The organism is Nonomuraea sp. NPDC000554 (genome assembly GCF_040300065.1).
Taxonomy (GTDB): Bacteria; Actinomycetota; Actinomycetes; order Streptosporangiales; family Streptosporangiaceae; genus Nonomuraea.
In genome coordinates, this window is record NZ_JBEPDC010000011.1 from 142,086 (window position 1) to 168,162 (window position 26,077).

Consider the following 26,077-nt stretch of genomic DNA (forward strand, 5'->3'; position numbering starts at 1 on the left):
GAGCGCTGTGACTTCCCCCTTCGAAGCGCTGCGCGGAAGCGGCGACGAAGAGCTTGACCGGCTGCTGGAGCAGTTCCAGGGAGAGGTCTCGGAGCTGGAACAGCTCCAGGGACGGATCGCCGAGATCCGCGGCCGCGGTGAGGCGGCGCAGGGACGCGTCACCGCCGAGGTGTCGCAGACCGGAGCCCTCGCCGGCCTCACCCTCGACCCGCGCGCCATGCGGCTGGGCTCCGACGAGCTGGCCGAGGCCATCCTCCAGGCGGCCGGCGAAGCGGCCCGCGACGCCGAGCGGCAGACACAGGAGCTGATGACCCCCTTCATCGCCGGCACCCTGCTGGACTCGCCCCTGCCGCCGTCCCAAGGCGAACGATGAGGGGATCCCTCCAGCAGTGGGGGGCTGGAGGGCCGGTCGAGCGCCGTTGAGCTACAGACCCGGCCGCGTCGCGATCTACGGCGCCGGGGTGGTGGGCATCGCGGCGTTCGTCTACAAGATGCTCGCGGTCGAGTACCCCGACGGCGACCCCGAGCGCGCCCGCCAGGCCCGCGACGTGTGGAACCGCCTCGCAGACCGCCTCGAACAGAGCCCGAACAACACCTACCCGTCCGCCGAGGCGGTCTGGAAGAAGAACGGGGGCGAACCCGTAGAGGCCTTCAAGAAGGCGGTGACCCCCGGGCTCTACCCGCTGCCTCCCGCGGTGAGCTTCCCCGGCCGCCTCGCCCTCGCCTGCCGCCGCAACGCCCGGGCGTGCGACGCGTACGCCGAACTGGTCGAGCAGGCCCAGCACGCCTACTGGACCGCCGCCATGGCGAACTTCGCCAGCTTCATCTTCATCACCACCTTCCCGTGGCAGCACGTGGTCGCCAGCAAGATAACGGAGTTCCTGATCCGGCGAGCACAGGCGAAACTCCTCGCCAAGCTGCTGGAACACAACGTCGCGAAGATCGTCCTGACCATGCTGTCGGAGGCCGCCATCGGCAGCACGTTCTTCGCCGTCGGCGACGTGACGGCGGTGGCGGGCGTCAAGAAGTGGCGTGGCGAGGACCCGGGCTCGTTCGGCGACAACGCGAAGCAGGCGCTGAAGGAGTGGACCGCCTCGATGGCGTTCTACGGCGTGTCGGACGCGGTCGCACCCGCCCTCAAGAATCTGCACCCCGAGCTGCAGAACTTCCTGGGCCGGCTGGCCGGAGGCTCGATCGGCTACGGCCCCACGTACGACGCCCTGAACGGCGAGAGCGGCTGGGACCTCGTCCCCACCTGGAAGCAGACCCTGGGCAGGGTCCTCCTGTACTTCACCATGGCCCACAAACCGCCCGGCTGAGGAGTGATCCCCTATGACCGCACCACCGGAGCCGCCGGAGCGGCCGGAGTCCGTCACGGTCTCGCCACACGGCGGGACCTACGACACCCTCTGGCACATCGCCGAGGAGCTCTTCGAGGACGGCTCGCTCTGGCCGCGCATCTACGCCGCGAACCGCGACGTCCTCGACGACCCCGACGCGATCCGGCCGGGCATGACGCTCCGCCTGCCCATGGAGATCTACCCCGACCACCTCAGGTCCGTCGCGCACGTCTTCGACGTCGAGAGAGGCGAGCTCGCCGCCGCCGTCAGGCAGGCGGCGGAGGAGCTGAACGCCATCGGCGACTTCTGGGGCGGTGACAAGCTGGGAACCGACTTCTTCAAGGGCCAGGGCGGCGGCACGGGCTACGAGGCGGTCTCCGGCCGGGTCATGGAAGGCGTGGAAGCCCTGCTGGAGGCGCACGAGGACGTCCCGGCCCGCCTGCGTCTCATGGCCGACCGGGTTCAGGTCGCCGACTGGGACAGCGTCGCCGCCGTCCTGTCCGCCATCCCGGAGCCCGACGAGGACCGCCCGGTGTGGGGGGAGTCCTGAGCACGCGGGTCACAGCTGGTCGTAGACGAGCAGCCCGTCGTCGCGGAGGCGGGCTCCAGAGGTCGGCTGGTGGTCGCTGAGCCCTCCGTCGTGCGCCAGGTGCAGCACGTGCGCGTGCCGGGCCAGGACGGCGAAGTCGGCGATGAGCTGCCGGTGGCAGCGCCACCACACGGCCTCGGCGCACATCACCGCCGTGCGGGCCGTGGCCGCCTGCCGCAGCAGCTCGTCCATGGCGGCGACGAAGTCGGGGTGGCGGGTGTACCCGGCGTACCCGCGGAAGGAGGTGTTCCTCCAGAAGACGTCGGGCGAGTCCGGCGCGGCCTCGCGGAAGCCGCCCAGCCTCTTCTCCCACCGGTAGTCGAGCCCCGCCGCCGGCATCCACCTGCTCAGGGCGTCCCGGCCGGCGTCCGGGTTGCGCCGGCTGCCGGGAGCGGTCCGGACGTCGACGACGGCCTGCACGCCGGCGCCCCGCAGGAGGTCGGCCAGCTGCTCGCGGGTGGCGAGGCCGTGCCCGAACGTCACCAGAGTCGTGGAGCCGCGCTGCTCCCGTGCCTGCATGCGACCGAGCCCCCTCTCCGGGATGCGTGTCACCCGGTCAGGGGAGTTTCGCGACGGTGAGGAGGGCGGCGGAGTCCTCCAGCGCCTCCAGGCTGTGGCGGGACGGCGGCACCGTCAGGAAGTCCCCGGCCATCCCGTCCCAGGAGTTGTCGCCGCTGCGCAGCCGGATCCGTCCGTGCAGCACGGTGAGGGTCGCCTCGCCGGGGTTCTCGTGCTCGGCCATCGACGTGCCCGCCGTCAGGACGATGAGAGTCTGGCGCAGGACGTGCTCGTGGCCGCCGAAGACGGTCTCGGCGCTGCGCCCGGTCGAGGAGGCGGCGGCGCGCTTCAGATGCTCCCGCACGAGCGCGTCCAAGGAGATTTTCTGCATGCGACCGAGTCTGTCAGGAGCCCGGATCCGCGCCCCGGATCCCGACGCGTGACACGAGGTCCTTCCTGATCATCGGAGGCGGCCCGGTGGTAACAGCCCGGCCACGACAGGCGGAATATCACGATTAAGAGGTGATAATCCTGTCCTGCCGTCGGCAGGCCGGGGCTGGAGAGGGCGGGGGACGGGATGGCCGGGAGTTCCAGGGCGGTCGGGGTGACCGTGGCGCGGGTCGCCGCCGTCGTCACGGCGGTGGTGTCCCCGATCCTCGCGGTGGCCGCGTTGATGATCTTCGAAGGGCTGCCCGAGGAGTGGCAGCCCGCGATCATCGCCACCCCTCAGACGGCCGCCGCCCTGACGTTCCCCGCGGTCGGCGCCTTCCTCCTCTTCCAGCGGCCCTGGCTCAACATGGCGTGGCTGATGTGCGGCGGCGGCCTGGCGGGCGGTGTCAGCGACTTCACGCAGGCGCTGATGCTCCGCGTCGCCGCCGACGGCGACATCGTCACGGCCGGATACCTGCGCTTCCCCGGCCAGGTCGGCTGGGCGGCGTGCGGCCTGACACTCACCATCCTGGTGCCGCTGTACTCGCCCGACGGCCGGCTGCCGTCCCCGCGCTGGCGTCCGGCCGTGTGGCTGGGCACGGCCGCCCTCACGACCGAGATGCTCCGCGCGATCATCCGCCCGGACCCGCCCGCCGCCGGCTACCCGTTCCCCGTCGTCATCCACAACCCCCTGCAGCTCCCCGCGCTCGCGCCGTACAACGACGCCGTCTCCACGGTCGCGTGGACGGCCATCTACGTCTCGATGGCGGTGGCGGCGCTCTCCCTGGCCCTGCGCCTGCGGCACGCCGACCCGGTCGGCAGACGCCAGATCGGCTGGCCGCTGTTCGCGTTCACCGGGTACATCGTGTTCCTGGTCGTGGGCGCGTTCGCGGCCCAGCTGGCGTGGCTCGCGATCGCCTGGGCGGCGCTCATCCCCGTCGCCGTCGCGTTCTCGGTGATGCGCTACCGGCTCTACGGGATCGACACCGTGATCAGCCGGGCCTTCGTGGCGGCCGGGCTGCTGGTCGTCGTCAGCGCCGTCTACATCGGCGTCGGCGCGGTGTCGAGCCTGCTGGTCTCCGGCTACGACCAGGTCGCCGGGCTCGCGTCCGCGCTGTTCGCGGGGGCGTCCTTCCAGCCGCTGCGGCGCGCGCTGCAACGGGCCGTCGACCGCCTGCTGTACGGACGCGTCGGCGACCCCCGCGTGCTCGCCGAGCGGCTGACCCAGGCGGTGCGCAGGGGCGACCCGGCCGAGGCGCTGACGTCCGTGGTGAGCGTGCTGCGCGACGGTCTCGCCGTCGAGGGCGTCGCCGTGGAGGTGGCCGACGGCAAGCCCCGGTACGTCGAGAACGGGCGGGTGGGGGACGCCGCCCGGGAGGTGCCGCTGGTCTGGCACGGCGAACGGGTCGGCCGCCTGCTCGTCGGCCCGCCCGGCCCGCGCCGCTTCCCCGCGGCGCACGACGAGCGGGTGCTCGCCACGCTCACGCCGTACGCCGCCGACGTCGCCCACGCCGTCCGCATGGCCGCGGACCTGCAACGTTCCAGAGAACGCATCCTGACCGCCCGGGAGGAGGAACGCCGCCGCCTGCGGCGCGACCTGCACGACGGGCTCGGCCAGACCCTGTCCGGCATGGCCATGGCCATCAACATCGCCCGCAGCACGCTGAAGAACTCACCCGACTCGACCGACGCCCTGCTCCAGGACCTGCGCTCCGGCATGGACGCGGTCACCGGCGACATCCGCGAACTCGTCTACGGCCTGCGCCCGCCTGCCCTCGACGACCTCGGCCTGGCCGGCGCGGTCCGGGAACTGGCAGGACAGTCCGCCGAGGTGGAGGTCGAAGGGGATCTGTCGGCGCTGCCGGCGGCCGTGGAGGTGGCCGTCTACCGGATCGTCCAGGAAGCCCTCACCAACATCCGGCGCCACGCCCAGGCGACCCGGGGGCGCATCACCCTCCAGCGTGACCGGTCCGCCCTGCGGGTGCAGGTGAGCGACGACGGGCGCGGCCTCCCCGAGGCACGCCGCTCGGGAGTCGGCCTCACCTCGATGCGCGAGCGCGCCGCCGAACTCGGCGGCATCTGCGTCGTCACCGGCGAACCGGGGAAGGGCACCCGCGTCGAGGTCATGCTGCCCCTTCCCGCCTCCGAGACGTCCCAGGCAACGGACGAGAGCCGCGCGCAGATCACAGATGGCTCCCCGCTGAGCGGGTTCAGGCGGCGTTGAGGGCGGTGGTCGGGTGGAGTCGTGCGGCTCGCGCTGCCGGGTAGAGGCCGGCCAGCACGCCGACGGCCAGGGTGGCGGCGACGGCTCCGCCGATGGACCAGAGCGGGATCACCGGCGTCCAGCCCTGAACGAGGGCGAAAGCCGCTGTGGCGACCGCTCCCAGCGCCGCGCCCGCACCGCCGCCCAGCGCTGACAGCAGCAGCGACTCGGTGAGGAACTGCAGCCGGATGTCGCCCTTACGAGCGCCCAGGGCGCGGCGCAGGCCGATCTCCTGCCGCCGCTCCAGCACAGAGATGATCATGGTGTTGGCCACGCCGACGCCGCCGACGAGCAGCGCGACCGCGCCGAGGCCGAGCATGAGCGTGGTCATGCCCTCGTCGGTGGCCGCGCGGGCGGCCAGCGCGTCCGACGGTCGGCTGATCTTCACGACCTCGGGTGACCCTGGGCTGACCGTGCGGGCCAGGACGTCACGTACCGCTGCCACGGCGTCGTCACGAGAGCGTTCGAAGATCATCGTGGGGTGGCCGTCGAATCCGAGGTGGTGCTGCGCGGCGGTGAAGCCGACGAGGGCCACCCGGTCCAGCTCGGGGACGAGCTCGACGGGGGCGAGCACGCCGACGACCACGAACCAGCGGTCGCCGATGAGGATCTTCTCGCCTGGGCCGAGGACGCCGAGCCGTTCGGCGGCCACCGCGCCGAGCACGGTGGTGGGCAGACGCTCGCCGGCCGTGGTCAGCCAGGTGCCGGAGCGCACCCGGCCGCCCAGCGCCCTGAGCAGGTCGAGTCTGGCCGCCTGCACAGCCACTCCGGCAGTGCGCTCCTGCGGGACGACGTCGCTGCGCCTGACCGAGGCGTCGACGTCGCCGGTCGCGGTGGCCTGCTGGACTGGGCCGACAGCGCGGACCATGGCCACGGCCTGCTTGGGCAGCTTGGCGTCCTCGCCGAGCGCGGTCTTGCCCGCCTGTATGGTCAGCAGGTTAGTACCGAGCCGGTCCAGCTGGGCGAGCAGGTCGGCGCGGCTCGACAGGGACAGCCCGATCACCGCGACCATGGTGGCGATGCCGATGGCGATGCCGAGCGCGGACAGCACCACCCTGGCCCGCCTGGAGCGCAGCCCGCCGGCCCCGGTGCGCAGGATGTCGACCGGCCTCACGAGTCGCTCACGATCTGGCCGTCGCGCATCCTGATCCGGCGTGGCAGCGACGCGGCGATCTCGTTGTCGTGCGTGATGACCACGACGGTCGTCCCCTCCCGGTGCAGCTCGTGCAGTAGCTCCATGACGACCTGGCCGGAGGCGGTGTCGAGGGCTCCGGTGGGCTCGTCGGCCAGCAGCAGGGCGGGCCGGCCGACGACCGCCCTGGCGATGGCGACGCGCTGCTTCTCGCCGCCCGACAGCTGATGCGGCCGGTGATCGAAGCGGTGCGCGAGCCGTACCCGCTCCAGAGCCTCTCGGGCCCTGACGCGGCGTTCGCGCAGCGGGACGCCCGCGTAGAGCAGGCCCTCTGCCACGTTGTCCACGGCGCTCAACCCGGCCGAGAGGTGAAAGTGCTGGAAGACGAAGCCGATATGGCCGGCTCGCAGCGTCGACAACGCCGCGTCCGACAGCGTGCCCACGTCGTGTCCCGCGACGTGGACGCCCCCGCTGCTGGCCCGGTCCAGAGTGCCGACGATCTGCAGCAGCGTCGACTTGCCTGACCCGGAAGGGCCGACGACGGCCGCCAGCTCACCCTCGTCCACGCGCAGGCTCACCCCGCGCAGCGCGTGGACGTCCCCGGGGTAGCTCCTGGTCACGTCGGTCAACTCGATGACGGTGCTCACTCCTTGGCCACCCCGACCTCCATGCCCTCGCGCAGCCCTGCGCCGCTGACCTCGATCAGCCCGTCGGCGGTCATGCCCGGCTCGACCGCGACGACGCGGACCTTGCCGTTCTCCACGACCTGTAGGCCGTAGCCGCCCTCGCGCAGCGCCACCACGGCCTCCACCGGTACGGCGAGCACTCCGGCGCGGCGTTGGATGACGAAGGTGACGCTGACCGTGCCCGATGCCTTGCCGCGGAAGGCGATCTCGACGGTGAGGTTCTCGTCTTCGCCTTTCGGCCGGGTGACAGCGCTCACCCGACCGGCCATGGACTTTCCGGAGGACAGGGCGATCTCGACCTTCTTTCCCTTGCGCGCCAGTTTCTGGTCGGCCGGGTCGAGTTCCACCCTGATGACCGGTGTGGCCGAGGCCACGGTCAGAACCGGCTCCTCGCCGCCCACCCTGTCCGCCAGGCGCGCGTCGGCCGCGACGACCCGGACGGGGCCTGGCTGGAAGACCACGTCACCCTGTCTGATCACGCCGTCGGGTGCGATGAACCCTCTCGCCTTCTGCAGCGACTTGACCGCGGCGACGGTGTGCGGACCGTAGCCGCGCTCGGTCACGGTCGCGAAGCCGAGCGCGCGCAGGTTCTGCTGGAGTTGCAGCACGTCAGGGCCCTGCGCCCCGGCGGAGAGCTTGCGGAACATCGGCGTCCTGCCGTACAGCAGCAGCACCGGCCTGGCGTCCACGTCATACAGGCGCTGGCCCAGCCGTACCGTCCTGCCCTCGACGGCGGCGGTGGTCAGCGTGCCCGCGACCGGGTGCCTGATCTCGCGCCGGTGGGCGTAGTCGAGCGAACCGTCGACGGTCTTGCTCCGCATCAGGTCTGACTTGGTCACCTTGGCGATCGCCGGCGGCCTGTTGGGCGGTGCCGGTGCGGTGGACGCGCAGGCCGTCAGGGCCGCCGTGGCCGCGATCAGCACCACGACGGCTCTCACTGGTCGGACCCGTCGGGCAGCAGATCCTTACACGCCTGGCGGGCCCGCTCGTAGGCGGGGGAGTCGACGTCGAACGCCGGGTTGGCCGGGTTCGGGTCGCCGCCGGGGATGACGGCGTTGCCCTCCTTCTTGGGGTTGGCGAAGGCGGAGACGCCGTTGTCGCGCATGCACTTGGCGTGCTTGAGCAGCGCTTCGTAGAGCTTGGCCGGGTCCTGCTTGGGCGCGAGCGCGTCGGCGGCGTTCATCAGGTCCATGCAGGCGCGCATCGCCTTGGTGAGCTTCTCCTGGCCGGCCCGCAGGTTCGAGCCCTTCTGGAGTTCGCGTTGGATGTCCTGGATGCGGTCCCAGTCGGGGTGGCCACTGAGCTTGGGGTCGGGCCAGTCCTGCAGCCCGTTCTGGCGCATGCACCGCACATAGGCGAGCTGGGCGTCGTAGAAGGCGCCCTTGCCCTCCTTGGCCGCGGGCTTGGTGGTGGCAGACGCGGCACTCGGTGAGCCCGCACTGAGGATCTCGCCACCGGTCGGCTCCTGGCCGCCGCCCCCGCAGGCGGCCAGGGCGAACACAGGTACGACGAGCAGCGCGATGGTGGTCTTCTTCGGCATGCCGACCACCGTGCTGGCCTGATGTGGTGAACCATCTATGACTCTGTGATGAGTAGGTAACAGTCGCCTTTGTTACACGTTGGTAGAAAAACCGGGCAATGGTCATCACGCGCGGTTGGCAGCGTGGCCGCCATGAAGAAGATCTACCTCGCCGCCGCCGCGGCGCTCTGCCTGGGCGCGCTGATGCCCGCGGTTCCGGCCGCCGCCGAAGTGACATGGGGGAAGTGCCCGCCGGACCCGCCCTACCCCCCTGCGGCCAAGGGGATCACGTGCGGCAAGGTCACGGTGCCCGTCGACTGGTCCCAGCCGGACGGCGAGAAGATCGAGATCTTCGTCTCGCGGAGCAAGGCGCGAAAGACGAAGATCGGGACGCTGATCACCAATCCCGGCGGTCCCGGCAACCCGGGTGCGACCCCGGTCATGATGGCCGGAGAGGAGTTCCCCGACGAGGTGCTCGACAGCTTCGACATCATCGGCTTCGACCCGCGCGGCGTCGGCCGCAGCAGCGGCTTGGAATGCGAGGCCGGCCCCATCACACCACCGACGACCAGCAAGGAGTTCGCCGCCCTCGTCGCCACGAACCGCACGTTGGGCCAGAGCTGTCGCGAGAAGACCGGCGCGCTCTTCGACCACCTCGACACCGGCTCCGTCGCACAGGACGTGGAGGCGATCCGCCAGGCGCTCGGCGAGGAGAAGATCAGCTTCCTCGGTCAGTCCTACGGCACGCTCATCGGCCAGCAGTACGCGCAACTCCACTCGGAACGGCTGAACAGCCTCGTCCTCGACAGCGTGATCGACCACAGCATCAAGGACCCGGCCGAGCTGCTGCGCGACGGCGCGGCCGAGGCCGAGCGGGCGCTCAAGAAGAGCCTGCGCACGACCGTCGCGACCCTGTTCGCCAGGGCGGACCAGGGCGCCCTCACGCACAAGGGAAAGAAGGTCACCCCGCAGATGCTGACCGATCTGCTCAACGGGTACCTGACGGTGGGCGGCACCTCCGAGCTGGACAGCAGCCTCAAGGCGCTGGCCACCGGCAAGGGCCAGGTCCGCTGGCTGGACTCCGGCGGGGACATCATGTTCAGAGCCACCTGGTGCCAGGACTTCAGCGCGACCTTCAAGAACTTCACGGACTATCGGACGGCGATGGCCGAAGCGCGCAAGGTCGCCCCCTACGTCAGGGGCAACAGCCAGGCGATCAACTTCGTGCTCGGCTGCCAGGGCTGGCCGGCCAAGGTCGCCAACCCGCCGGCCGCGCACTCCTTCACGGGTGTGCCCACGCTGGTCGCCAGTCATACGGTGGACCTGGCCACCCCGCACACCTGGGCCACCCGCGTCCATCGGCGCATCCCCGGCTCGAAACTGCTCACGATGGAAGGCACCGGCCACATCACCTACGCCCGGATGTGCCTGACCGCGCCCAAGCAGTGCATGAAGCGTAAGATCACCGGCTTCCTGCTCACGGGCAAGGTCACGGGCACCACCTGCGGTAACTGATACTCGATAGAGCCATGGCCCACGTACTGATCATTGAAGACGACCCGTCGGTGCGCGACAGCATGGAGCTCGTCCTGCGCCGCCACGGCCACGACGTCCTCGCCGCCGCCACCGGCGAGGCCGGACTCGGCCTGCTGAAGGACAAACCCGATCTCGTGGTTCTGGACCTCATGCTCCCGGGACTGGACGGGTTCGAGGTCTGCCGCCGCATCCGCGCCGCCGGGCCGATCCCGGTCATCATGCTCACCGCACGGGGCGACGACTTCGACGTGGTCGGCGGTCTGGAGGCGGGGGCCGACGACTATGTGGTCAAGCCGGTGACCGGGCGGGTGCTGGAGGCCAGAATCCGGGCGGTGCTACGGCGGGCGGAGCCGGTCACCCGCCCCGCTCACCAGGACGACTTCGGCGACCTGGTGATCGACAGGGCCGCGCTCACCGTCACCAGGAAAGGCACCAGGATCGCGCTGCCGCCGACCGAGCTGCGGCTCCTGCTGGAGCTGTCGGCCGCGCCCGGCCGGGTCTTCAGCCGCGAACTGCTGCTCGAGCTGGTCTGGGATCACGACTACCTGGGCGACTCCCGGCTGGTCGACGCGGCCGTGGGGCGTCTGCGCGCCAAGATCGAGGAGACTCCGGGGAGTCCGCGGCACATTCAGACCGTGCGCGGCTTCGGGTACCGGTTCGACCGATGAGGGTCGGTGGACTGCGGGCCCGCATGGTGGTCGTCTTCGTGCTGGTCTCGGTGATCAGCTCGGTGACGGCGACCGTGCTGATCTACCGCCAGTCCCGAGATTTCATGCTTCAGCGGACGCAAGACGCCGTCATGGAGAGCTTCCGAGCCCGCGTCACCGCCCTGGCCCGCGAGTTCGACCTTCCTCCCGACCAGGCCGCGCTACGCCGCTTCGCGCAGTCGGTCTCGCCTGCCGTACGCGATGGTGTGGTCATCGCCCGTTACGGCGGTCTCACGGCCGCCTCCGACGCGGCCGCGGACCGCGCGCGGATCACAACCGCGCTCCACGCGGCCGTCTCCGACCGTGCAGAGCTGAGCTGGCAGCGGGTGGAGTACGGCGAGCAGCCGTGGTTCGTCGTCGGCGCCCCCGTCACCTTCGAGCCGTCGGGCAAGGTATCCGGGCTGGAGATCTACGGCATCGTCCCGTTGTCCGACGAAGAAGCGGACACTGCGCTGCTGCTCGAGGCGGCCAGAAACGGCATGATCATTGTCGCCGTCGCCGCCATCCTGATGGCGTTGCTCGCCGCCCGCGCGGTGCTCCAGCCGGTGCGCGACCTCGGCAGGGCCGCTCGCCACCTGGCGGAGGGAGCGCTGCACAGCCGGGCCGTACCGCGCGGCTCGGACGAGCTCACCGACCTGACCCACACCTTCAACCAGACGGCGGCGGCGCTGGAGCGGACCATGGGCGAGCTGCGCGAGCAGGAGGCCCGGGCCCGCCGGTTCGTCGCCGACGTCTCCCACGAGCTGCGCACCCCGCTGGCGGCCATGGCCATGGTCACCGAGGTGCTCGACGAGGACGCCGCAGCCCTTCCACCCGACAGCGCCCGCGCGGCCCGTACCGTCAGCGCCGAGGTCACCAAACTCACCCGGCTCGTCGAGGACCTCATCGAGATCTCTCGCTTCGACGCCGGCGCGGCCGCACTCAACCTCGCCGACCTCGACGTGGACGAGGCGATCAAGGCGACGCTCACCGCCCGCGGCTGGCGCGACCTGCACCTGGAGCTGCCGCCGGGCATCCGGGCCCGTCTTGACCGCCGCCGCCTGGACGTCATCGTGGCCAACCTCGTCGGCAACGCGTTGCGGCACGGTGTCCCTCCGGTGTCGGTACGGCTCCGCGCCGACGGCGACCGGTTGGAACTCGAGGTGGCCGACCGAGGACCCGGCCTGGACGACGAGGCGATCAGGCATGTCTTCGAGCGCTTCTACAAGGCGGATGCCGCACGCACCCGCTCCGAAGGCAGCGGCCTGGGGCTGGCCATCGCCCAGGAGAACGCCCGGCTCCACGGAGGTGAGATCACGGTCGCCAACCGAGGCGGCGCCGTCTTCACCGTCCGCCTGCCGATCGAGGAACCACGATGAGACGACTCGCCCTGCTGGCCGTCCTGGCCGTGCTGACTGGATGCGGCATCACGCCCACCGGCGTCCAACGAGGCGGCGAACCGCCCACCGGGATCAGCAACGGCATGCGCCTCTACTTCGTCTCCGACTCCGGCCTGCGCGGAGTCGCCAGGCACAACCGCCAACTGCGCAACCTCGACGACATCGTCAAGCTGCTCCTCGCCGGTCCCGACGCCGCCGAGCAGCGCACCGGTCTGTCCACGCTCGTCTACGTCTCCGGCTCCTTCCACACGTCGGCGGCGAAGAACTCGGTCACGCTCAAGCTGGCCCGCGATCAGAAGGCCGACTGGATGGCCACGGGCCAGCTGGTGTGCAGCCTGGCCAGAGGGCATGCCGTGCTCAAGGGCAGCAGGCCCGACCATGTCCAGGTCACCATCGTCACCGGCAAGCGCAGCGCCGGCCCGTACCGCTGCCCGCAGTTCCTGTCCACTGAATGAGCACGGCGGGCGGTGTCGGCCGACCGGGCTCAGGCGTGGACGCTGTCCATGAGGGCCAGGTAGCCGTCCTCCAGGGTGGGGTCGGCCGGCCGGGCGGCGGGGTCCGGCGGTGCGGACGCCACGATCCGGTAGCGCATCCCCGCGCCTTCCGGCAGGGCCGACACGACCCGGCCGCCAGTGGGGGCGGCGCCCGCGGTGGTCACCGTCCAGACCCGCTGGTGGGCGTGGGAGACCAGGCCGGCCACCGAGCCCTGGAACGCCAGGCGGCCCCTGGCCAGGACCGCGAGGTGCTGGCAGGTCTGCGCGACGTCGTCCACGATGTGCGTGCTGAGCAGGACCGTGCGGTTCCCGGCCAGCTGCGACAGGAGCATGCGGAACCGGATCCGCTCCTCCGGGTCGAGCCCCGTGGTCGGCTCGTCCACGACCAGCAGGCGGGGGTCGGCCAGCAACGCCTGGGCGATGCCGACCCGGCGCAGCATGCCGCCGGAGAAGCCCTTGAGCCTGCGGTCGGCGGCGTCGGAGAGCGCGACCAGCTCCAGCAGCTCGCTGATCCTGCGCCGCCGCTCCGGCCTGGAGTGCAGCCCCTTGAGCAGGGCGATGTAGTCGAGGAAGCGGCGGGCGGTCAGGTCCGGGTAGACGCCCAGGTCCTGCGGCAGGTAGCCGAGCGTGCGCTGGACGGCCAGCCGCCCCTCCGCGGTCGCGAGGTCGTGACCGCCGACGAGCACCCGGCCCGAGGTGGGCCTGAGCAGCCCGGCCAGGATGCGCATGAACGTGGTCTTGCCCGCGCCGTTCGAGCCCAGCAGGCCGTAGATGCCGGTGGGGACGTCGAGGTGGAGATCGTCCAGGGCGCGTGCGCCGTCCTTGTAGGTCTTGGTCAGGCCGGTGACTTCGATGCGCATGTCAGGACTCGCTTCGGGACGCGTGGAGACGGACGACGGACAGCAGGGCCACCGTGAGCGCGACCATCAGGCCCACCCACAGCAAGGCGACGGCCGGGGTGGCCTCGGGGCGCAGGAAGTCGAGCACGGCAGGAGGGTCTTCCGCATATTCGAGGTCGCCGGGCAGGTACTCGAGCGAGCGCGGGGCCACCGCGTTAATGACGTACTCGCCGGTCGCCGTGAGGATCGTGTGCGACAGGGTGGGCAGCATGTCCTTCGGGATGAGGTTGCCCCAGAACCAGTAGGCCACGAACAGGACGCGGAACACCATCGGCGGCACCAGCAGCGGCCCCGCGAACGCCAGCGCGCCGACGAAGAGCAGCCCCGGCAGGACGGACCCCAGGAAGAACAGCGTCGCCCAGCCCAACGCCGAAGGCTTCCCCTCGACGACCACGTAGAGCAGCACCCGGCCGAAGTAGGCCAGGGCGTACGGCACAGCGGTCGCCGCGCACGCCCCCAGATACCTCCCCACCAGCCGCGCGGTCCGGCCGGTCGGCGTGGCGTCCAGGATCGAGTCGACGCGCAGCAGCCGGTCGCGTTGCGGCCGGTCGGCGAGCATGCATCCGTAGACCATCGGCAGCAGCAGGACGAGCATTTCGGCCGCGGTGGCCATCGCCCGCCTGGGGACGTGCGTGTCGTTCAATCCCAGGTCCAGCGACGCGTAATCCAGCGCGGCGACGATCACCGCGAAGACCAGGCCGTAGACGATCCACAGGGACGGGCGGCGGATCTGCATGGCGAACTCGTAGCGCAGGGTGGCGATCATTCGGGTTCCCCTTTGAGGACGCGCTCGGCGTTCCCGAGCAGGAACCACGCCCCGGCGACCATCGCCAGCGCGGTGGACAGCAGGAACAGGCGGTTGACCGGCCAGTCGGGCAGCCTGGAGGTGGTGGCGAACAGGTGCAGGAGGCGGTAGGTCCCGTTGTCCGACAGGGTGCCGCCGATCAGCTGCTCGCCCGTCCAGACGATGCCGACCAGGGACGTGGCTGCCGCGGTGCTGCGCAGGGCGGCGGCCGCGAAGAACCCGACCGCTGCCAGCCAGAGCGCGGGAGCCAGCCAGACGAGCTGACCGGCCAGCCCGCCGTACTCGAACGTCCACCAGCCGGAGGCCATCAGCGCCGCCGAGACGGTCAGCGCGCACAGGGCGGTGCAACCGAGCGCCACAGCCAGGCGCCGCAGCAGAGCGGGACGGTACCCGTGAGCGACGCTCAGCCGTATCTCGGCCGCCGGATCGCGGCCGGGCAGCGAGGCGGCGACCACCCCTGCCAGGAGCGGCACCCCCATCTCCAGGGCGCCCATCAGGAACCAGCGGGTGTTCTCCACGCGCGAGCCGAGCCGGGTGCCGAAGACGGCGAGCAGCAGGGTGAGGACGGCGAGCACCGGAGGCCCCAGCAGGGCGGCCAGCCCTGCCCGCCTCGCCTCGTACCTCCAGAGATCCAGGGGTTTCACGGACGGTGGGTAGCGCCGCCTCGCCGCATCGGTTCAACGCGACCTGCCAGCGCGATGGCGGCGGCGGTGAGGAGCACGGCCAGGCCGAGTGTCAACGGACCGTTCGACCAGATCAGCCGGACTTCCGGAGGAATCGGCAGATCCGTATGGGACAGCGCGAGCACGCTCCAGACGGCCAGTGCCACCCCCGTCGCGCCCCCCGGATGCCAGCACACCGACAGCAGCAGGCTGAGACCGGCGAGGAGCGCCATCGGCCCCAGCCAGGCGGCGACCAGCGTGGCCACCCCCGTGGCAGGTCCCCCGGCCATGGCCAGCACGGCGGAGGTGAGCAGCGCCAGCGCCAGGTCGTACCCGAACACCAGCGTGACCCGCGCCAGCAGCAGGACACGCGGCGACGTGGGAGTGACCGCGACGACCTCGAAGGCGCGATCGCGCTCCGGCCCGTACAGGCCCGCCACCCCGACCCCGGCGACCAGCGGAGCCCCCAGGCTGAGTACGGCCTCCAGAACCACCCCCTTCACCAGGGAGAACCCCACACACACGGCCATGACGGCGAACGAAGCGGCCCAGACCCTCGGATTCAGCAGCCGCGCCTCCACGACCAGCAACTGCCAGGCCCGCCGTGGCGCCGACACGGCATGCGCGCGCACGTCCCCGAGCCCGCCGTCCACCGCGGACGCCCTCAGGACCGCCGGGACGATCTGGTCCGCCGGCGGCGGAGCGGGCACCCCGTCCAGCTCAGGCCATCTGTTCATGGAGGCACTCCCTGAGTTTCGTACGAGCGTGGTGCAGGCGGCTCTTCACCGTGCCGACCGGGATCCCCAGCACCTCGGCGATGTCCTGGTGCGCCATGTCGTCCAGGAAGTGGAGCACGACCACCTCGCGCTGCGCGAGCGGCAGGCGGGCCAGCGCCGCCTCCAACCAGTCGCCTCCGACGGCCAACTCCTCCGGCCCGGGGAGACCATCGGCCCGGTCGCACGGCTCGGCCGCGGCCGGCGGCGGAACCCGTCGCAGCCGGTTGTGCGCCTGACGGCGCGCCACCCCGAACAGCCAGGTGCTCACGCTGGATCGCCCCTGGAACGTCCCCGCCGACCGCCACACGGCGAGCAATGTGTCCTGAAGGACCTCCTCGGCCGTCCCCCGGTCGCCGGCGAGCCGGTTGAGGAAGGCGAACAGCGGCCCGCCGTACCGCTCGTACAGCTCGGTCAGCGCGCCGGCGTCCCCCTCGGCCACCCGCACCAGAACGCCCGCATCCGGCTCAGTCCCCTTCATCGCCACGTGAGTAGCACCGTCACCCCCTTCCGGTTCACTCAACCGACAACGTTTGAAGACACTCGACACGTTGTTCATACTTCGGGTGACACCCGACGTAAGGAGGGACCGCGTGCTGTACGTCTTTGGCTTCGAGCGGATCGGCGTGGCCGTGAGCGACATCTACTTCGTCGACCCGAATCCGAGCAAGGGGCAGGAAGGAGCCGAGAGAGGCGTACGTCTCGAAGTACGCATGCTCGAACAAGGGCAGCTGAAAGGGTCCATCTACTCCGCGCGGCCCATCCACGTCGACCGGCCCATCTGGCGCGTCGATCTGCTGGAATCGGTCGCCGGACCGTACGGCAGCTTCGACCGGACCCACCATCACCCGGTCTTCAGCGAGTGGGAGCCGGGCCGGCGCGTGTTCACGAAGGAGCTGTCAAGCGACCCCCTTCACTGGCTGGAGGGGAGGCTGGCGGATCTCGACGGGGTGCTGGAGCAGGCCGGGATAGAGCGCGACGACGTGATCGCGGCGGATGTCGCCAGGGTTCGCGCGTGCGTCCCGGAAATCCTCGACAGCGTCAACCGCCTGCTCACCAGGGTGCAGAAGGGGGAGCTCGGCAGGCCGCCCGGCGACGAAGCGGCTGTCAGCGTCCGGGCCAGCTGGTTGTAGTCGCCGGCTTGGCCTGACGGGCAACCGCGCTTCGCGATCAGGAGCCAACCGAGTGGGCTTCGCCGCCCATCGTGGATGAGATCGCTCACGGTCGCGAGATTCGTCGATGGTGATCGCGGTGGCCAGACTGGCGGCGTCTGGTCATCGGTAGGTCCGGCCTGCCTACAAAGCGGTACATGGACGGCACGAGTCGCGCGTTGGCGACCCGATAACCGCAGGGGCGACCTACGGCTTCTCGGGCCAGTTCCCCTGGGGCGCGACGAACGTTCCGCGTCCCTGGATCGTGACTACCCAACCTTCCTCGCGCAGGAGCTCCATCGCGCGTCGAACTGATCCGCGGGCGATGCCGTGCTCCTGCTGTAGAGAGCTCTCGGAGGGCACCAACTGCCGCTCCTGCAAGTCGCCAGCCGTGATCTGGCCCCGGATGATCCGCGCGAGCTGCTCATAGATCGGCGTTGGATCGAGCTGGTCGACTCTCATAGGTAGCACGTTATGGACATGTCTACACGGGCCTCACTTGCGGTACGTATTGAACGTGCTAGACAGGCTGAACGAGTTAGACGTACGATCCGGGTGTCGAAAGTGTCGGGGGAGGCCGGCGTGACATGACGGAGCTAGCGGAGTTCCACGGCCCTCACAGCGGACCGTTGCAGGTCGGCTACGCGAAGCTGGCCTGGTACGAGCCGAGCCGCCGGGCGCAGCGTGTTCGGGTCGTTGCGCACACGTGTGAGTGCAGCCAGATGCTGTACGAGTTGTGCGCCGCCGGTGGCCAAGGCTTCATACGCCGAACAGATCGCTCCGAACGGACTGTCCATGAGACCGATTGGTTGCTGACCGCTGCCGCGAAGCGTCTCTTCGATCAGATTCTGTGTGGCGACGCGCGATGAGACAGGCGCGGCGGACGGCGTCCGCCGCTCCTCCTATGCATTCGAGAGGATCACGATGGAGGAGCAGGCCGCTCTGACGGCGCTGGCTGAGGCCGTACAGCTCCGTGGTCTCGCAGTGGCCAGAGCGCGCACGAAGCATGGAGCGACGCTGCTGGTGCGCAATACCGAATCGACACTGACTGCCGCAGTGGCTTGTCGCCAACGCGAGGACGGGTTGGGGCTGTGGTTCGTTTGGGCGGAGTGGGACGAGGTCATGCTGCCCGTTGCAGCCGTCCCGGAGGCGGCTGATCGCGTGGCCCATGTCTTGGCACCCGCCTCCGTTCGTGCCTGATGAACAGCTCAGCCGGCGGTGGCCTTGGCGTAGTGGAACACGTCGGGTGGGAGCGGGTGGTCCAGGCGCCAGAGGAAACGGATCGGCCGCTCCCCTTCATGGCTGACGTAACGCATAGGACCTGCATAGGTGTACGGCGGGGCGCCCAGACCTTCTTCGCGCTTGGACTGGCGGATCAACAGGTGAACCGTCGACCCGCCAGACAGGTAGCGGCGAGCAGTCGCGGCGGAGGAGCGCAGGGTGCTCTGCGACTCCCACTGGAACAGCTCTTCGCTGATCGCCCGGTCGTGGTACAGCGTGGTGGGGGAGTAGTGGTTTTCGGCCTTGTCGATGGTGACGAAGAACAGGTCTGCCTGGTGTTCCTCGACGTATTTGACGCCCTCACGCATGTGGGCCGGCTTGTCGATGCCGAAGGCGGCCAGAACCTCGTTCTTGCTGTAACGGGCATGGACGTGCAGTGGCACGATCGGGTCCAGCGGCGGGGCGACGTGACGGATTCCCGAGTGCAGCACGTCCGCCAGTTCCCGAAGTTCTGCAGCTCGAGCGCCGGTGAGCTGAGCGAGCCTGGCCTCCATGTTTGAGACGGGCTGGGTGCCACCCCACAACATGGCGTCCAGCATGGCGAAGAGACGCAGCTCACGAGGTGAGCGTGGAGTGCGTCCGTTCAGTACCTCTGTCAGGAAGGCGAGGCGTTCGACGTCGTCAATGTGGAGCATGCGGCCGAAGGCGCGGCCAAGGTTCTGGTCGGGGGTAACCGCTTCGAGACCTGCGGCGTACCGCAGGTACGCCCAGCCCTGCCGCCTCCGGTAGAGGTCCTCCACGTCGAGGCCGGTCTCTTCCAAGAACCGCCGCATAGTGACGTCACCAAGTTCGCGAAGCTCGCGCGCCAGGTCCTTCCAGTTCAGGCTCAGCGCCTGCCGGACGTTCTCAAGGACCAGTCGGCGTACGTCGCGGTCCAGGTCGATGATGCAGCCGGCGGGCAGAGTGGGAAAGCCCCGCTCGATCTCGCGGGCGATTCCGGTACGGCTGGCACCGGTCAGCGCCCGATAACGCCGGTCGAAACGGAACTGCTTGTGCTGGTGACCGACGAAGTCGAGCACGGTCAGGCACGGCTTGTCGTCGGCCAGTCGCAGACCACGGCCGAGCTGCTGCAGGAAGACTGTGGCACTGTCGGTGGGGCGCAGGAAGAGCACGGTGTCGATCTCGGGTACGTCGACGCCCTCGTTGAAGAGGTCAACAGTGAACACCGCGTTGATCCGCCGTGCCCTCAGGTCACGCAGCGCCTGCGAGCGGTCATCTGAAGAGCTTTGCGCGGTGACGGCGACCGAGGGGAGCCCGGCTTGGGTGAAGCGGTCGGCCATGAAGCGGGCGTGTTCGATGCTCACGCAGAAGCCGATGCTCCGCATCTGCCCGACATTGCCTATCTTGCGGTGAAGCGTCTCCAGCACCACGGCAACGTGACGGTCGTTGCCTGTGTAGACACCGGACAGCTGGCCCGTGTCGTAACCATGGCCTCGGCGCCAGCCAACGTCGCGCAGATCGGTGCCATCGTGGACACCGAAATACTGGAATGGCGCGAGTAAGCCGCGTTCCAGCGCCTCCCACAGCCGCAACTCTGCGGAGATTCGACCGCCGAACCAGTGCTTGATGTCTTGACCGTCGGCGCGTTCCGGGGTCGCCGTCAGCCCGAGCAGCACCTTCGGACGGACTGTGGACAGCAGGCGCTGGTAGGTCGCGGCCTCGGCGTGGTGGAACTCGTCCACGATCACCATGTCGAACGCGTCAGGCTCTGGCAGTGGGTTGGCGTGTAGTGACTGGATCGAGGCGAACACGTGCCGCCACCGCTCGGGGCGGGAGCCGCCGACATACAGCTCGCCGAACGTCTCGTCACGTAGTACCTGGCGGAAAGTGAGCAGGCTCTGCTGCAGGATTTCCGCACGGTGGGCGACGAACAGCAGCGAGTCGGCCTGCCCGGCGACACGCAGGTGCCGATAGTCCAGGGCGGCGACCATGGTCTTGCCAGTGCCCGTGGCCATGACGACCAGGTTCCGCCACCGGTCGTGGATCTGACGTTCGGCGGCGAGTTCGTCGAGGATCTCGCGTTGGTAGGTGTAGGGGCGGACGTCGACGTGGGCGAAGTCGATGACGACGCTGCGGTCGCCGGAGCGCTCGGCAGAGAGCGCGCGGTCGAGCCGCTCGGCGTCCTTCGCCGGGTCGTACGGTTCAAACGACGGGTCGCCCCAGTAGTCGTCGAAGGTGGCCGTGAAAGTGTCGATCAGGTGCGGCTGTTCGGCTTGCGCGAGTCGTACGTTCCACTCGAGGCCATGGCTAAGGGCCGTCTTGGACAGGTTCGAGGAACCCACGTAGGCCGTGGACAGGCCGGTCGTGCGGTGGAACAGCCAGGCCTTGGCGTGCAAACGGGTCGTCCGCGTGTCGTAGGAGACGCGGATGTCGGCACCCATCGCAGCCAGTCGATCCAGAGCGAGGCGGTCGGTGGCGCCGATGTACGTGGTCGTCACCACCCTTAACTGTCCGCCGCGCGCTAAGAACTCTTCGATCGCCTCCGCCAGTACCCGTACGCCGTTCCACTTCACGAACGCACACAGCAGGTCCACCCGGTCGGCGGAAGCAAGCTCGCGCTTGAGCTCATGGCCGATCTCCGGCTGGCCCCTCCCGTTGACCAGCAGCGCGCTGCCCGTAAGAGGGATCACCGGACGCGCCGGGAACCGCACCTGCCCGGCCACATCCCGGCTTCTCGCGAAGCCCAGCAGTTCCTCGGCAGCCTCCACGAGCTCTTCCGGAGCGGCGGCCTCAGGTACCAGGGCGCCAATCAGATCGGCGACGCGGTTGACGATCTCGACCTGCCGAGCCAGCCGCTCGGCGTCGCTTTCACCCCGTACGGCACGCAGCGCCCGGCGGGTCAGCGCGGCCAGATGCCGTGCCAGCGTCTCGTGCGAATCGGCGACATCCAACGACCGTCGGTCAATCAACCCGGGGTCGGGCACTGCGCGCAGCAGGGCGGCTACATCGTGGGTAATGAGATGTTCGTAGATACCCGGCTGGAGATCGCTCACGGTCGCAACTCTAGGGCGGCAATGTGAGCATGTCAGAGGCTTCGGCACGTCAGCTACGGGCCCGGTCCCCTGGCTGAGGCGAGTTTCAGGTCATGTCTACCTTCGTAGGGCGAAGCATTCGAGGGCGCGCTTCCACTCCGCACCGCCTCTCGAGGTCGTGAATGGCGAGGACAGAAGCTCAGAGCTCCTTCGAGATGGCCTGTATGGCATGGCCGGCCAGCAGGACCGCCTCCGCTCGGCCCAGTGCCGTGTTGAGGACGCCTGCTTTGTGGCCTCGTGGCGGTGACCGTATGGAGAACCAGCGTGGAGTGATGGATGTGAACTTTGTCGTCTCTGGTGGCATGATCAGCGTGTGGGATATATCAGGACATTCGGCGAGATCGAAGGCAATCCCGAGGGGACCCCCTACCAAACCCGCGATGAGCTGCGCATCGCTGGCTTGCACGCGCACAACCAGGCTGGCATCTCTGGTACGCCAAGGGAGGGCGCCGATGCGATTGTGCTCAATGGTGGATATCCCGACGATCGGGATGAAGGTGATGTAATCATCTACACCGGCCAGGGTGGACAAGATCACCGCAAGCAGCAGATAGCTGACCAAACCTATGAAAAGGGAAACGGGGGTCTCGTCCTAAGTCAACTCGAAGGGCATCCCGTTCGCGTGATCCGAGGGCATGAAGAAGACTCTCCGCACGCTCCAGCCGAGGGATATCGATATGACGGCTTGTATCGAGTGGTACGGCACTGGTGGAAGAGGCGTGATGACGGGTTCCGTGTTCTCCAGTTCCGGATGGTCAAGATCGCGAGCATGCGCGACATTCAAGACTTCGACGACTCTGAGCTAGATGACCACGTTGCGTCACCTTCTCCGGCCGCTGGACCGTCGAGCCGAGTCGAGTCGGTCGTCAACCTCCTAGCTCGCAGGGCAAGTGTCGTGCGGACTATCAAGAACTGGTACAAGAGTCGTTGCCAGATCTGCGGCGAAACCGTCGAACTGCCCAATGGTCCGGCCAGCCAGGTGGCTCACATCCAGGGACTGGGCATGCCCCATAACGGCCCCGATCACGAGTCGAACGCCCTCTGCCTGTGCCCCAACGATCACCTGCGTTTTGACAACGGAGCCCTCTACCTGACCGATGATCTCAAGGTTGTCGATGCAATGGTTGGGACGATAGTTGGGCCGCTGCGTGTCCATGGACAACACGCCATAGGCATCGAGTATGTCCGCAATCATCGCAGCTACTGGTTGCAAGACTCATAGCGCATGCTTACAGGCTTGGATCAGCGAGATGAGGTGAGGAGGAGCGGCTTGAGTTGCCTGGCGAACTCGATGGCGTCCGCTTGGTGATCGCGGCCCGGTGCGCCTCGGTTGATTCTGATGGAGAGCATCTTGGAGCCGTCCTGGGGCCATGCGAGCACGTAGGCCCCAACGGTCTTCCCGTCCTTGTCTCTTACTAGGGCACTGAATCCAGGTCCTAGGTCCTGCGGTAGTGAGATGCCTTTGTCGCTGGCTTTCATAGCCTCAAGGCTTTGTGTGGAGGAAGCTAGTGGATCGCGTCGTTCGATTAGCATCGATGCTGGCTCCGTGATACCCGCCGATTTCGTGATCACGCAGTACGCGAAGTGCGCTACTGAATTCGTACCGTCCGCATAAAAGTTGTTTAGGCCGGTCGCGCGAGCAATGGAATCATGAGAGATCACGCCGCATTCCCGTGGCTCTGCGGTGATGTTGCCCAAGGGGCGCCGGTCCTGGGGCAGAGGAGACGAGGAGCAGCCTGTTATGACCATAAGGGCGGCGACCAGCAGAGATGTCAACGACCGTGCCCTCATTCGTCGGCCTCCGGATATGGGGACACTTGTGGCGTGAATCCGCTGCGAACAGACATGTCGGTTTCATGGAAGATGGTCGATGCTGGTGAGTGTTGCAGCCACTCGAGGTATGCGTATTCCTGAGCAAAGGTCATGTTGCTGCGCGGCATGATCTGCCCGTCTCTAATGAAGTCTCCTATGGAGTCTTTAGCGTAGTTTTCTGAGGCGTAAGGATGCGTGCGAGCCGGAGGTGATGAATCTCCGAACAACCCGTGTCGCATCATTGCGCCCGCAGTAAGATCTCTGAACAGAGCTTGGCTCTCGTCAAGAGCATTCTCTGCCTTGCTGCGCGCCTTCTTTCCCTCTTCGAACTTGATGTTATCGCTAGCGTTGTCGTCCAGGTATTCGTATCCTGCCACTGCCCATTCGCCAGCTGGGGTGAGCGTCAGCTTCAGCGTGCTCGTCAACGCATCCTTGAAGGCTGTACGGGCCTTGTCTCTTCGATCTGCCTCGTTGATGCTCGCGAGATTTCCGGCGTCAACCATGAGGTGAAGTGACCTGCTGAGATCAAAGACTTTGGACTTGAACTGTACGGCAGTGCTGCCGGCCATGCCATCTTCAAGGATCTGCTGACGCTGTGCGCCTATTTCGGCTTTTGTTGCTTTTGGATGCTTATGCTGCCATGCAGTGAAAGCCTTTTCGTTGGCTTTCTGGATTTGTGCGGCTTGTGCATCCAAGAGTCTGAGGCTGTATTTTCCGTGGCCCTCAACGGCGATCTTGAGTGCTTCAGGGTCGTTGAACGCCCAGGTCATCATGTTCTTGACGCTTGCACCCTCGAACAGGGCACCGTAGGGCTGGTTGCCTGGGAGGTTCGGGTCGGGATCTGGCAGGAGAGTGACACCCATCGCTTCCTTACTGCTGCCGCCAGGGATCCGGTTGACGTCGCTCATGTAGGCGGCGAGTACCCGGGCTGCGCTCTGGCGGGTGTCGGGGAGGACCCACTGGGCTTTCTCGTCGGCCCAGAAGTGGACTGCCCAGGATGCGATCAGCGCCGACTTGTAGCCGCGCGAACCGCCCGGAGGCTGGGTGTGGTCGCGGTACGTTGTGGTCGCGGCCTCGATCGCGCGGCCGAGTTCCTTGCTGCCCCCGTGCCAGGCGTTCTGCCGCATCAGGAAGGCGAGCGGCTTGCGTGCCGGATCGGTGAAGAAATCCTGCGCGACCCTGGGGTTGTTCGCCAGGGCTGCGGCGACCCCGGGGCTGAAGCCGATCACGTCTTTCCGGTCGGCCAATGGCTGCTGCGCGTTGTCGTAGACCTTGTTGACCAGGTCGCGGAGAAAGGCGTCGTCGAAGGTTCCGTACCTCAGCAGCTTGTCGACGAAGCCGGTCAGCGCCTCGTCCTGACCATCGATCAGCTGGTCGGCGTAGCCCTTGGGCAGCTTCATGCCGCCGACTCCGCGCGAGGCCGTTCCCAGGGTCACACCAAGGGCCTTCACCAACCGGTCGATCGCGGGGGACGCCTCTCCGTCGGCATCCGCCTTCCCGCGGTGGAGACCCGCCAGCAGTTCCTTGAGCTCCTTGGGAGGCATCTCCTTGGCGAAGGCGACGGCGAAGTAGGGGTCGTTCTGGTGTTTCTCCAGTAGGTCGAGGACCTTGTCGCTAAGGGGGTCGCTGATGAAGGGGGAGTCCTTCTTCGCGAGCCGCAGTTCGTCGGCCACGGTCTTCGCGGTCGCCGCGCCCCCCGCCGCGGAGTACGACGCCCACAGGGACTCATCCGCCCAGATCACACCCTTGTCGAGCCCGATCTTCTGGGTCGCGACGATGAGATCGAGGCGCCGCTGCAGGTCCGGAACCCGTTCAGCGATCTGGAACGCGATGTCTCTCAAGAGGCCCGGTCCGGAGATGCTCATGTCGATCGAACTCAGCGCGACACTGACCTGAGCCTCAGCTTCTGACCATGATTGCTGCAGGCGTTTTATCTCGTTGATCAGCTGCGTCATCAGCGTTGGATCAATGCCGATCCGTGATGGGGTGGGCTCATCAGTAGGGCATCCCGGGGTCGCGGGTTTGGAGCGGCCCGAGTCCACGTCCTGACAAGTCCGGCGGTGACTCCGGGGAGTCGGCGGGACGTACTGGCGTGGAATCGACCAGCGCCAGCGCCCGGTTGAAGAAGCCGTTGAAGGCCGCCTCCCAGCCGCGGCAATCTTCGGTGAGTTTGTCCGCCGCCTTGCCCTTCATCGCGCCGCTTTCGAGCAGGCGAACGAGCTTGCGCACGTCATTGGCGTGCTGGTCGCGCAATTGCTCGATCGTGCGCCGAGCTGCGCTGATCTGTTCCTGGGTCGCCATCATCCGGTGATCCTTCGGATTTTCAGGACGACTTTCTACGGGTCGATATGACGATAAGCGGCGAATCCAGGTACGTCGAGGGGAATTGATAGACCGGCATGGAATTACGAGCCGCCACGGCATCGCGAATGTCGCAATGGATTTTGGAAAGCCCGACGACCCGATGGAGGCGTGCCACGTCAGGCATGGGTTCGGTGCCTGACGACCGTCCCGGTTACTGCGCCTGGCGCATGATGGCGATGCCCTCGAGGACGTCGCTGACCACGTGGTCGGCGTGGTGCTCGTGGCCCTGCCACGTTCCCCGGTCGATCCAGATCGCGCGCAAGCCCGCCGTACGGGCGCCTTCGACGTCGGCGACGAGACTGTCACCGACCATCCAGCCGCCTCCGGCGAGAGTGACTCCGCATCGCTGTGCGGCGATCTGGAACAGCCCGGGTTCCGGCTTCCGGACGCCCTCGGCCCCCGACACCGCGTACCCGTCGACCACGTCGGCCAGGCCGGTTCGCTGGATCTTGCCGAGCTGGTTGTCCGCCATGCCGTTCGTGACGATCCCCACCCGCCACCCGGCCGCCCGCAGCTCCGCCAGCCCGTCGAGCACTCCCGGATAGCACTGAACCAGGGACGGCATGCGTCGTCGGTAGGCGGCCCACAGCTCCTCGACCGGGTCGGTCAGCGCGAACCTCCTGCGTACCTCGCCGAACTCCTCAGCCCACCGGAGGAATGCGGCATCCAGGTCGATGAGGGTCCTGTCGAGGTCGAAGAGGGCGAGGCGCTGCACGACGCCAATCC

At 68.4% G+C, this 26,077-nt stretch carries 27 protein-coding genes; 11 read left to right on the plus strand and 16 right to left on the minus strand.

Annotated features, from left to right (window positions below):
• The first annotated feature begins 7 nt into the window (after positions 1-7).
• Genes ABT294_RS21960 through ABT294_RS21970 form a run of 3 tightly spaced genes read left to right on the plus strand, consistent with a single transcriptional unit; the run spans position 8 to position 1,890 of the window.
• Positions 8-373 carry a YbaB/EbfC family nucleoid-associated protein gene (locus tag ABT294_RS21960; protein WP_350808011.1) on the plus strand — a complete coding sequence of 122 codons (366 nt, stop codon included), beginning with the start codon at positions 8-10 and terminating at the stop codon, positions 371-373.
• Positions 374-419: 46 nt separating this feature from the next.
• Complete coding sequence (locus ABT294_RS21965; protein WP_350808013.1) at positions 420-1,319, plus strand: WXG100-like domain-containing protein; 900 nt, start codon at positions 420-422, stop codon at positions 1,317-1,319.
• A 13-nt stretch (positions 1,320-1,332) separates the two neighbouring features.
• Positions 1,333-1,890, plus strand: coding sequence for a LysM peptidoglycan-binding domain-containing protein (locus ABT294_RS21970; protein ID WP_350808015.1), 558 nt, complete (start codon positions 1,333-1,335; stop codon positions 1,888-1,890).
• A 9-nt stretch (positions 1,891-1,899) separates the two neighbouring features.
• Here the strand turns inward: ABT294_RS21970 and ABT294_RS21975 are convergent, their stop codons facing one another.
• Together ABT294_RS21975 and ABT294_RS21980 are read right to left on the minus strand one after the other, a co-directional pair.
• Positions 1,900-2,481, minus strand: coding sequence for a DUF488 domain-containing protein (locus ABT294_RS21975; protein ID WP_350808017.1), 582 nt, complete (start codon positions 2,479-2,481; stop codon positions 1,900-1,902).
• A 4-nt stretch (positions 2,482-2,485) separates the two neighbouring features.
• A complete protein-coding gene (locus ABT294_RS21980) occupies positions 2,486-2,818 on the minus strand; it encodes a cupin domain-containing protein (protein WP_350808019.1) in 333 nt (110 codons plus the stop codon).
• A gap of 186 nt (positions 2,819-3,004) precedes the next feature.
• On the opposite strand from ABT294_RS21980, the gene ABT294_RS21985 reads away from it, so the two are divergent.
• Positions 3,005-5,080 carry a sensor histidine kinase gene (locus ABT294_RS21985; protein ID WP_350808021.1) on the plus strand — a complete coding sequence of 692 codons (2,076 nt, stop codon included), beginning with the start codon at positions 3,005-3,007 and terminating at the stop codon, positions 5,078-5,080.
• Here ABT294_RS21985 and ABT294_RS21990 read toward each other — a convergent pair.
• Genes ABT294_RS21990 through ABT294_RS22005 form a run of 4 tightly spaced genes read right to left on the minus strand, consistent with a single transcriptional unit; the run spans position 5,067 to position 8,477 of the window.
• Positions 5,067-6,233: an ABC transporter permease gene (locus ABT294_RS21990; RefSeq protein ID WP_350808023.1), complete on the minus strand. Its 1,167-nt coding sequence runs from the start codon at positions 6,231-6,233 to the stop codon at positions 5,067-5,069. The genes ABT294_RS21985 and ABT294_RS21990 overlap by 14 nt on opposite strands.
• Complete coding sequence (locus ABT294_RS21995) at positions 6,230-6,898, minus strand: ABC transporter ATP-binding protein (protein WP_350808025.1); 669 nt, start codon at positions 6,896-6,898, stop codon at positions 6,230-6,232. Before ABT294_RS21995 ends, ABT294_RS21990 begins: the two co-directional genes overlap by 4 nt.
• Complete coding sequence (locus tag ABT294_RS22000; RefSeq protein WP_350808027.1) at positions 6,895-7,875, minus strand: peptidoglycan-binding protein; 981 nt, start codon at positions 7,873-7,875, stop codon at positions 6,895-6,897. Before ABT294_RS22000 ends, ABT294_RS21995 begins: the two co-directional genes overlap by 4 nt.
• The gene (locus ABT294_RS22005; protein ID WP_350808029.1) at positions 7,872-8,477 is read right to left on the minus strand and encodes a hypothetical protein; all 606 of its coding nucleotides are present in this window, start codon (positions 8,475-8,477) and stop codon (positions 7,872-7,874) included. Before ABT294_RS22005 ends, ABT294_RS22000 begins: the two co-directional genes overlap by 4 nt.
• A 132-nt stretch (positions 8,478-8,609) precedes the next feature.
• Between ABT294_RS22005 and ABT294_RS22010 the strand changes: the two genes are divergently transcribed.
• Genes ABT294_RS22010 through ABT294_RS22025 form a run of 4 tightly spaced genes read left to right on the plus strand, consistent with a single transcriptional unit; the run spans position 8,610 to position 12,533 of the window.
• Complete coding sequence (locus tag ABT294_RS22010; protein ID WP_350808031.1) at positions 8,610-9,971, plus strand: alpha/beta hydrolase; 1,362 nt, start codon at positions 8,610-8,612, stop codon at positions 9,969-9,971.
• Between the two features lie 14 nt (positions 9,972-9,985).
• On the plus strand, positions 9,986-10,660 hold the full coding sequence (locus tag ABT294_RS22015; RefSeq protein ID WP_350808033.1) for a response regulator: 675 nt from the start codon (positions 9,986-9,988) through the stop codon (positions 10,658-10,660).
• Entirely contained in the window at positions 10,657-12,057 is a 1,401-nt protein-coding gene (locus tag ABT294_RS22020; RefSeq protein ID WP_350808034.1) for a sensor histidine kinase, read from the plus strand. The genes ABT294_RS22015 and ABT294_RS22020 overlap by 4 nt, the downstream gene beginning before the upstream one ends.
• Positions 12,054-12,533: a hypothetical protein gene (locus tag ABT294_RS22025; RefSeq protein WP_350808036.1), complete on the plus strand. Its 480-nt coding sequence runs from the start codon at positions 12,054-12,056 to the stop codon at positions 12,531-12,533. The genes ABT294_RS22020 and ABT294_RS22025 overlap by 4 nt, the downstream gene beginning before the upstream one ends.
• Before the next feature lie 29 nt (positions 12,534-12,562).
• Here the strand turns inward: ABT294_RS22025 and ABT294_RS22030 are convergent, their stop codons facing one another.
• From ABT294_RS22030 to ABT294_RS22050, 5 genes are read right to left on the minus strand one after another with little or no spacing between them, the layout of a single operon-like run.
• On the minus strand, positions 12,563-13,432 hold the full coding sequence (locus ABT294_RS22030; RefSeq protein ID WP_350808038.1) for an ABC transporter ATP-binding protein: 870 nt from the start codon (positions 13,430-13,432) through the stop codon (positions 12,563-12,565).
• A 1-nt stretch (position 13,433) separates the two neighbouring features.
• Positions 13,434-14,237, minus strand: a complete 804-nt coding sequence (locus tag ABT294_RS22035) for an ABC transporter permease (protein ID WP_350808040.1) — start codon at positions 14,235-14,237, stop codon at positions 13,434-13,436.
• Positions 14,234-14,920 (minus strand): hypothetical protein, encoded by a 687-nt coding sequence (locus tag ABT294_RS22040; RefSeq protein WP_350808042.1) that lies wholly within the window; start codon positions 14,918-14,920, stop codon positions 14,234-14,236. Before ABT294_RS22040 ends, ABT294_RS22035 begins: the two co-directional genes overlap by 4 nt.
• Positions 14,917-15,675 (minus strand): hypothetical protein, encoded by a 759-nt coding sequence (locus ABT294_RS22045; protein WP_350808044.1) that lies wholly within the window; start codon positions 15,673-15,675, stop codon positions 14,917-14,919. The genes ABT294_RS22040 and ABT294_RS22045 overlap by 4 nt, the downstream gene beginning before the upstream one ends.
• A complete protein-coding gene (locus ABT294_RS22050; RefSeq protein WP_350808045.1) occupies positions 15,659-16,192 on the minus strand; it encodes an RNA polymerase sigma factor in 534 nt (177 codons plus the stop codon). Before ABT294_RS22050 ends, ABT294_RS22045 begins: the two co-directional genes overlap by 17 nt.
• Before the next feature lie 112 nt (positions 16,193-16,304).
• Here ABT294_RS22050 and ABT294_RS22055 point away from each other — a divergent pair, with 112 nt between their 5' ends.
• Entirely contained in the window at positions 16,305-16,844 is a 540-nt protein-coding gene (locus tag ABT294_RS22055; protein WP_350808047.1) for a hypothetical protein, read from the plus strand.
• 225 nt (positions 16,845-17,069) lie between these two features.
• Here the strand turns inward: ABT294_RS22055 and ABT294_RS22060 are convergent, their stop codons facing one another.
• The gene (locus ABT294_RS22060; protein ID WP_350808049.1) at positions 17,070-17,324 is read right to left on the minus strand and encodes a GntR family transcriptional regulator; all 255 of its coding nucleotides are present in this window, start codon (positions 17,322-17,324) and stop codon (positions 17,070-17,072) included.
• Between the two features lie 390 nt (positions 17,325-17,714).
• Here ABT294_RS22060 and ABT294_RS22065 point away from each other — a divergent pair, with 390 nt between their 5' ends.
• Entirely contained in the window at positions 17,715-18,062 is a 348-nt protein-coding gene (locus ABT294_RS22065) for a hypothetical protein (RefSeq protein WP_350808052.1), read from the plus strand.
• An 8-nt stretch (positions 18,063-18,070) separates the two neighbouring features.
• Here ABT294_RS22065 and ABT294_RS22070 read toward each other — a convergent pair whose 3' ends face one another.
• Complete coding sequence (locus ABT294_RS22070; RefSeq protein ID WP_350808054.1) at positions 18,071-21,136, minus strand: DEAD/DEAH box helicase; 3,066 nt, start codon at positions 21,134-21,136, stop codon at positions 18,071-18,073.
• 352 nt (positions 21,137-21,488) lie between these two features.
• Here ABT294_RS22070 and ABT294_RS22075 point away from each other — a divergent pair, with 352 nt between their 5' ends.
• Positions 21,489-22,397, plus strand: a complete 909-nt coding sequence (locus ABT294_RS22075) for a YDG/SRA domain-containing protein (protein ID WP_350808056.1) — start codon at positions 21,489-21,491, stop codon at positions 22,395-22,397.
• 565 nt (positions 22,398-22,962) lie between these two features.
• Here ABT294_RS22075 and ABT294_RS22080 read toward each other — a convergent pair.
• From ABT294_RS22080 to ABT294_RS22090, 3 genes are all read right to left on the minus strand, one after another.
• Entirely contained in the window at positions 22,963-24,942 is a 1,980-nt protein-coding gene (locus ABT294_RS22080; RefSeq protein WP_350808057.1) for a hypothetical protein, read from the minus strand.
• 40 nt (positions 24,943-24,982) lie between these two features.
• The gene (locus ABT294_RS22085; protein ID WP_350808058.1) at positions 24,983-25,291 is read right to left on the minus strand and encodes a hypothetical protein; all 309 of its coding nucleotides are present in this window, start codon (positions 25,289-25,291) and stop codon (positions 24,983-24,985) included.
• Positions 25,292-25,502: 211 nt separating this feature from the next.
• Positions 25,503-26,066: an HAD family hydrolase gene (locus tag ABT294_RS22090; protein ID WP_350808060.1), complete on the minus strand. Its 564-nt coding sequence runs from the start codon at positions 26,064-26,066 to the stop codon at positions 25,503-25,505.
• Positions 26,067-26,077 lie beyond the last annotated feature (11 nt).

Excerpts from the sequence above, each read along its gene's own strand:
- ABT294_RS21970 (WP_350808015.1), top strand. The coding sequence starts at position 1,333 with ATGACCGCACCACCGGAGCCGCCGGAGCGGCCGGAGTCCGTCACGGTC.
- ABT294_RS21980 (WP_350808019.1), bottom strand. The coding sequence starts at position 2,818 with ATGCAGAAAATCTCCTTGGACGCGCTCGTGCGGGAGCATCTGAAGCGC.
- ABT294_RS21985 (WP_350808021.1), top strand. The coding sequence starts at position 3,005 with ATGGCCGGGAGTTCCAGGGCGGTCGGGGTGACCGTGGCGCGGGTCGCC.
- ABT294_RS22005 (WP_350808029.1), bottom strand. The coding sequence starts at position 8,477 with ATGCCGAAGAAGACCACCATCGCGCTGCTCGTCGTACCTGTGTTCGCC.
- ABT294_RS22010 (WP_350808031.1), top strand. The coding sequence starts at position 8,610 with ATGAAGAAGATCTACCTCGCCGCCGCCGCGGCGCTCTGCCTGGGCGCG.
- ABT294_RS22015 (WP_350808033.1), top strand. The coding sequence starts at position 9,986 with ATGGCCCACGTACTGATCATTGAAGACGACCCGTCGGTGCGCGACAGC.
- ABT294_RS22020 (WP_350808034.1), top strand. The coding sequence starts at position 10,657 with ATGAGGGTCGGTGGACTGCGGGCCCGCATGGTGGTCGTCTTCGTGCTG.
- ABT294_RS22025 (WP_350808036.1), top strand. The coding sequence starts at position 12,054 with ATGAGACGACTCGCCCTGCTGGCCGTCCTGGCCGTGCTGACTGGATGC.
- ABT294_RS22030 (WP_350808038.1), bottom strand. The coding sequence starts at position 13,432 with ATGCGCATCGAAGTCACCGGCCTGACCAAGACCTACAAGGACGGCGCA.
- ABT294_RS22035 (WP_350808040.1), bottom strand. The coding sequence starts at position 14,237 with ATGATCGCCACCCTGCGCTACGAGTTCGCCATGCAGATCCGCCGCCCG.
- ABT294_RS22045 (WP_350808044.1), bottom strand. The coding sequence starts at position 15,675 with ATGAACAGATGGCCTGAGCTGGACGGGGTGCCCGCTCCGCCGCCGGCG.
- ABT294_RS22050 (WP_350808045.1), bottom strand. The coding sequence starts at position 16,192 with ATGAAGGGGACTGAGCCGGATGCGGGCGTTCTGGTGCGGGTGGCCGAG.
- ABT294_RS22060 (WP_350808049.1), bottom strand. The coding sequence starts at position 17,324 with ATGAGAGTCGACCAGCTCGATCCAACGCCGATCTATGAGCAGCTCGCG.
- ABT294_RS22080 (WP_350808057.1), bottom strand. The coding sequence starts at position 24,942 with ATGACGCAGCTGATCAACGAGATAAAACGCCTGCAGCAATCATGGTCA.
- ABT294_RS22085 (WP_350808058.1), bottom strand. The coding sequence starts at position 25,291 with ATGATGGCGACCCAGGAACAGATCAGCGCAGCTCGGCGCACGATCGAG.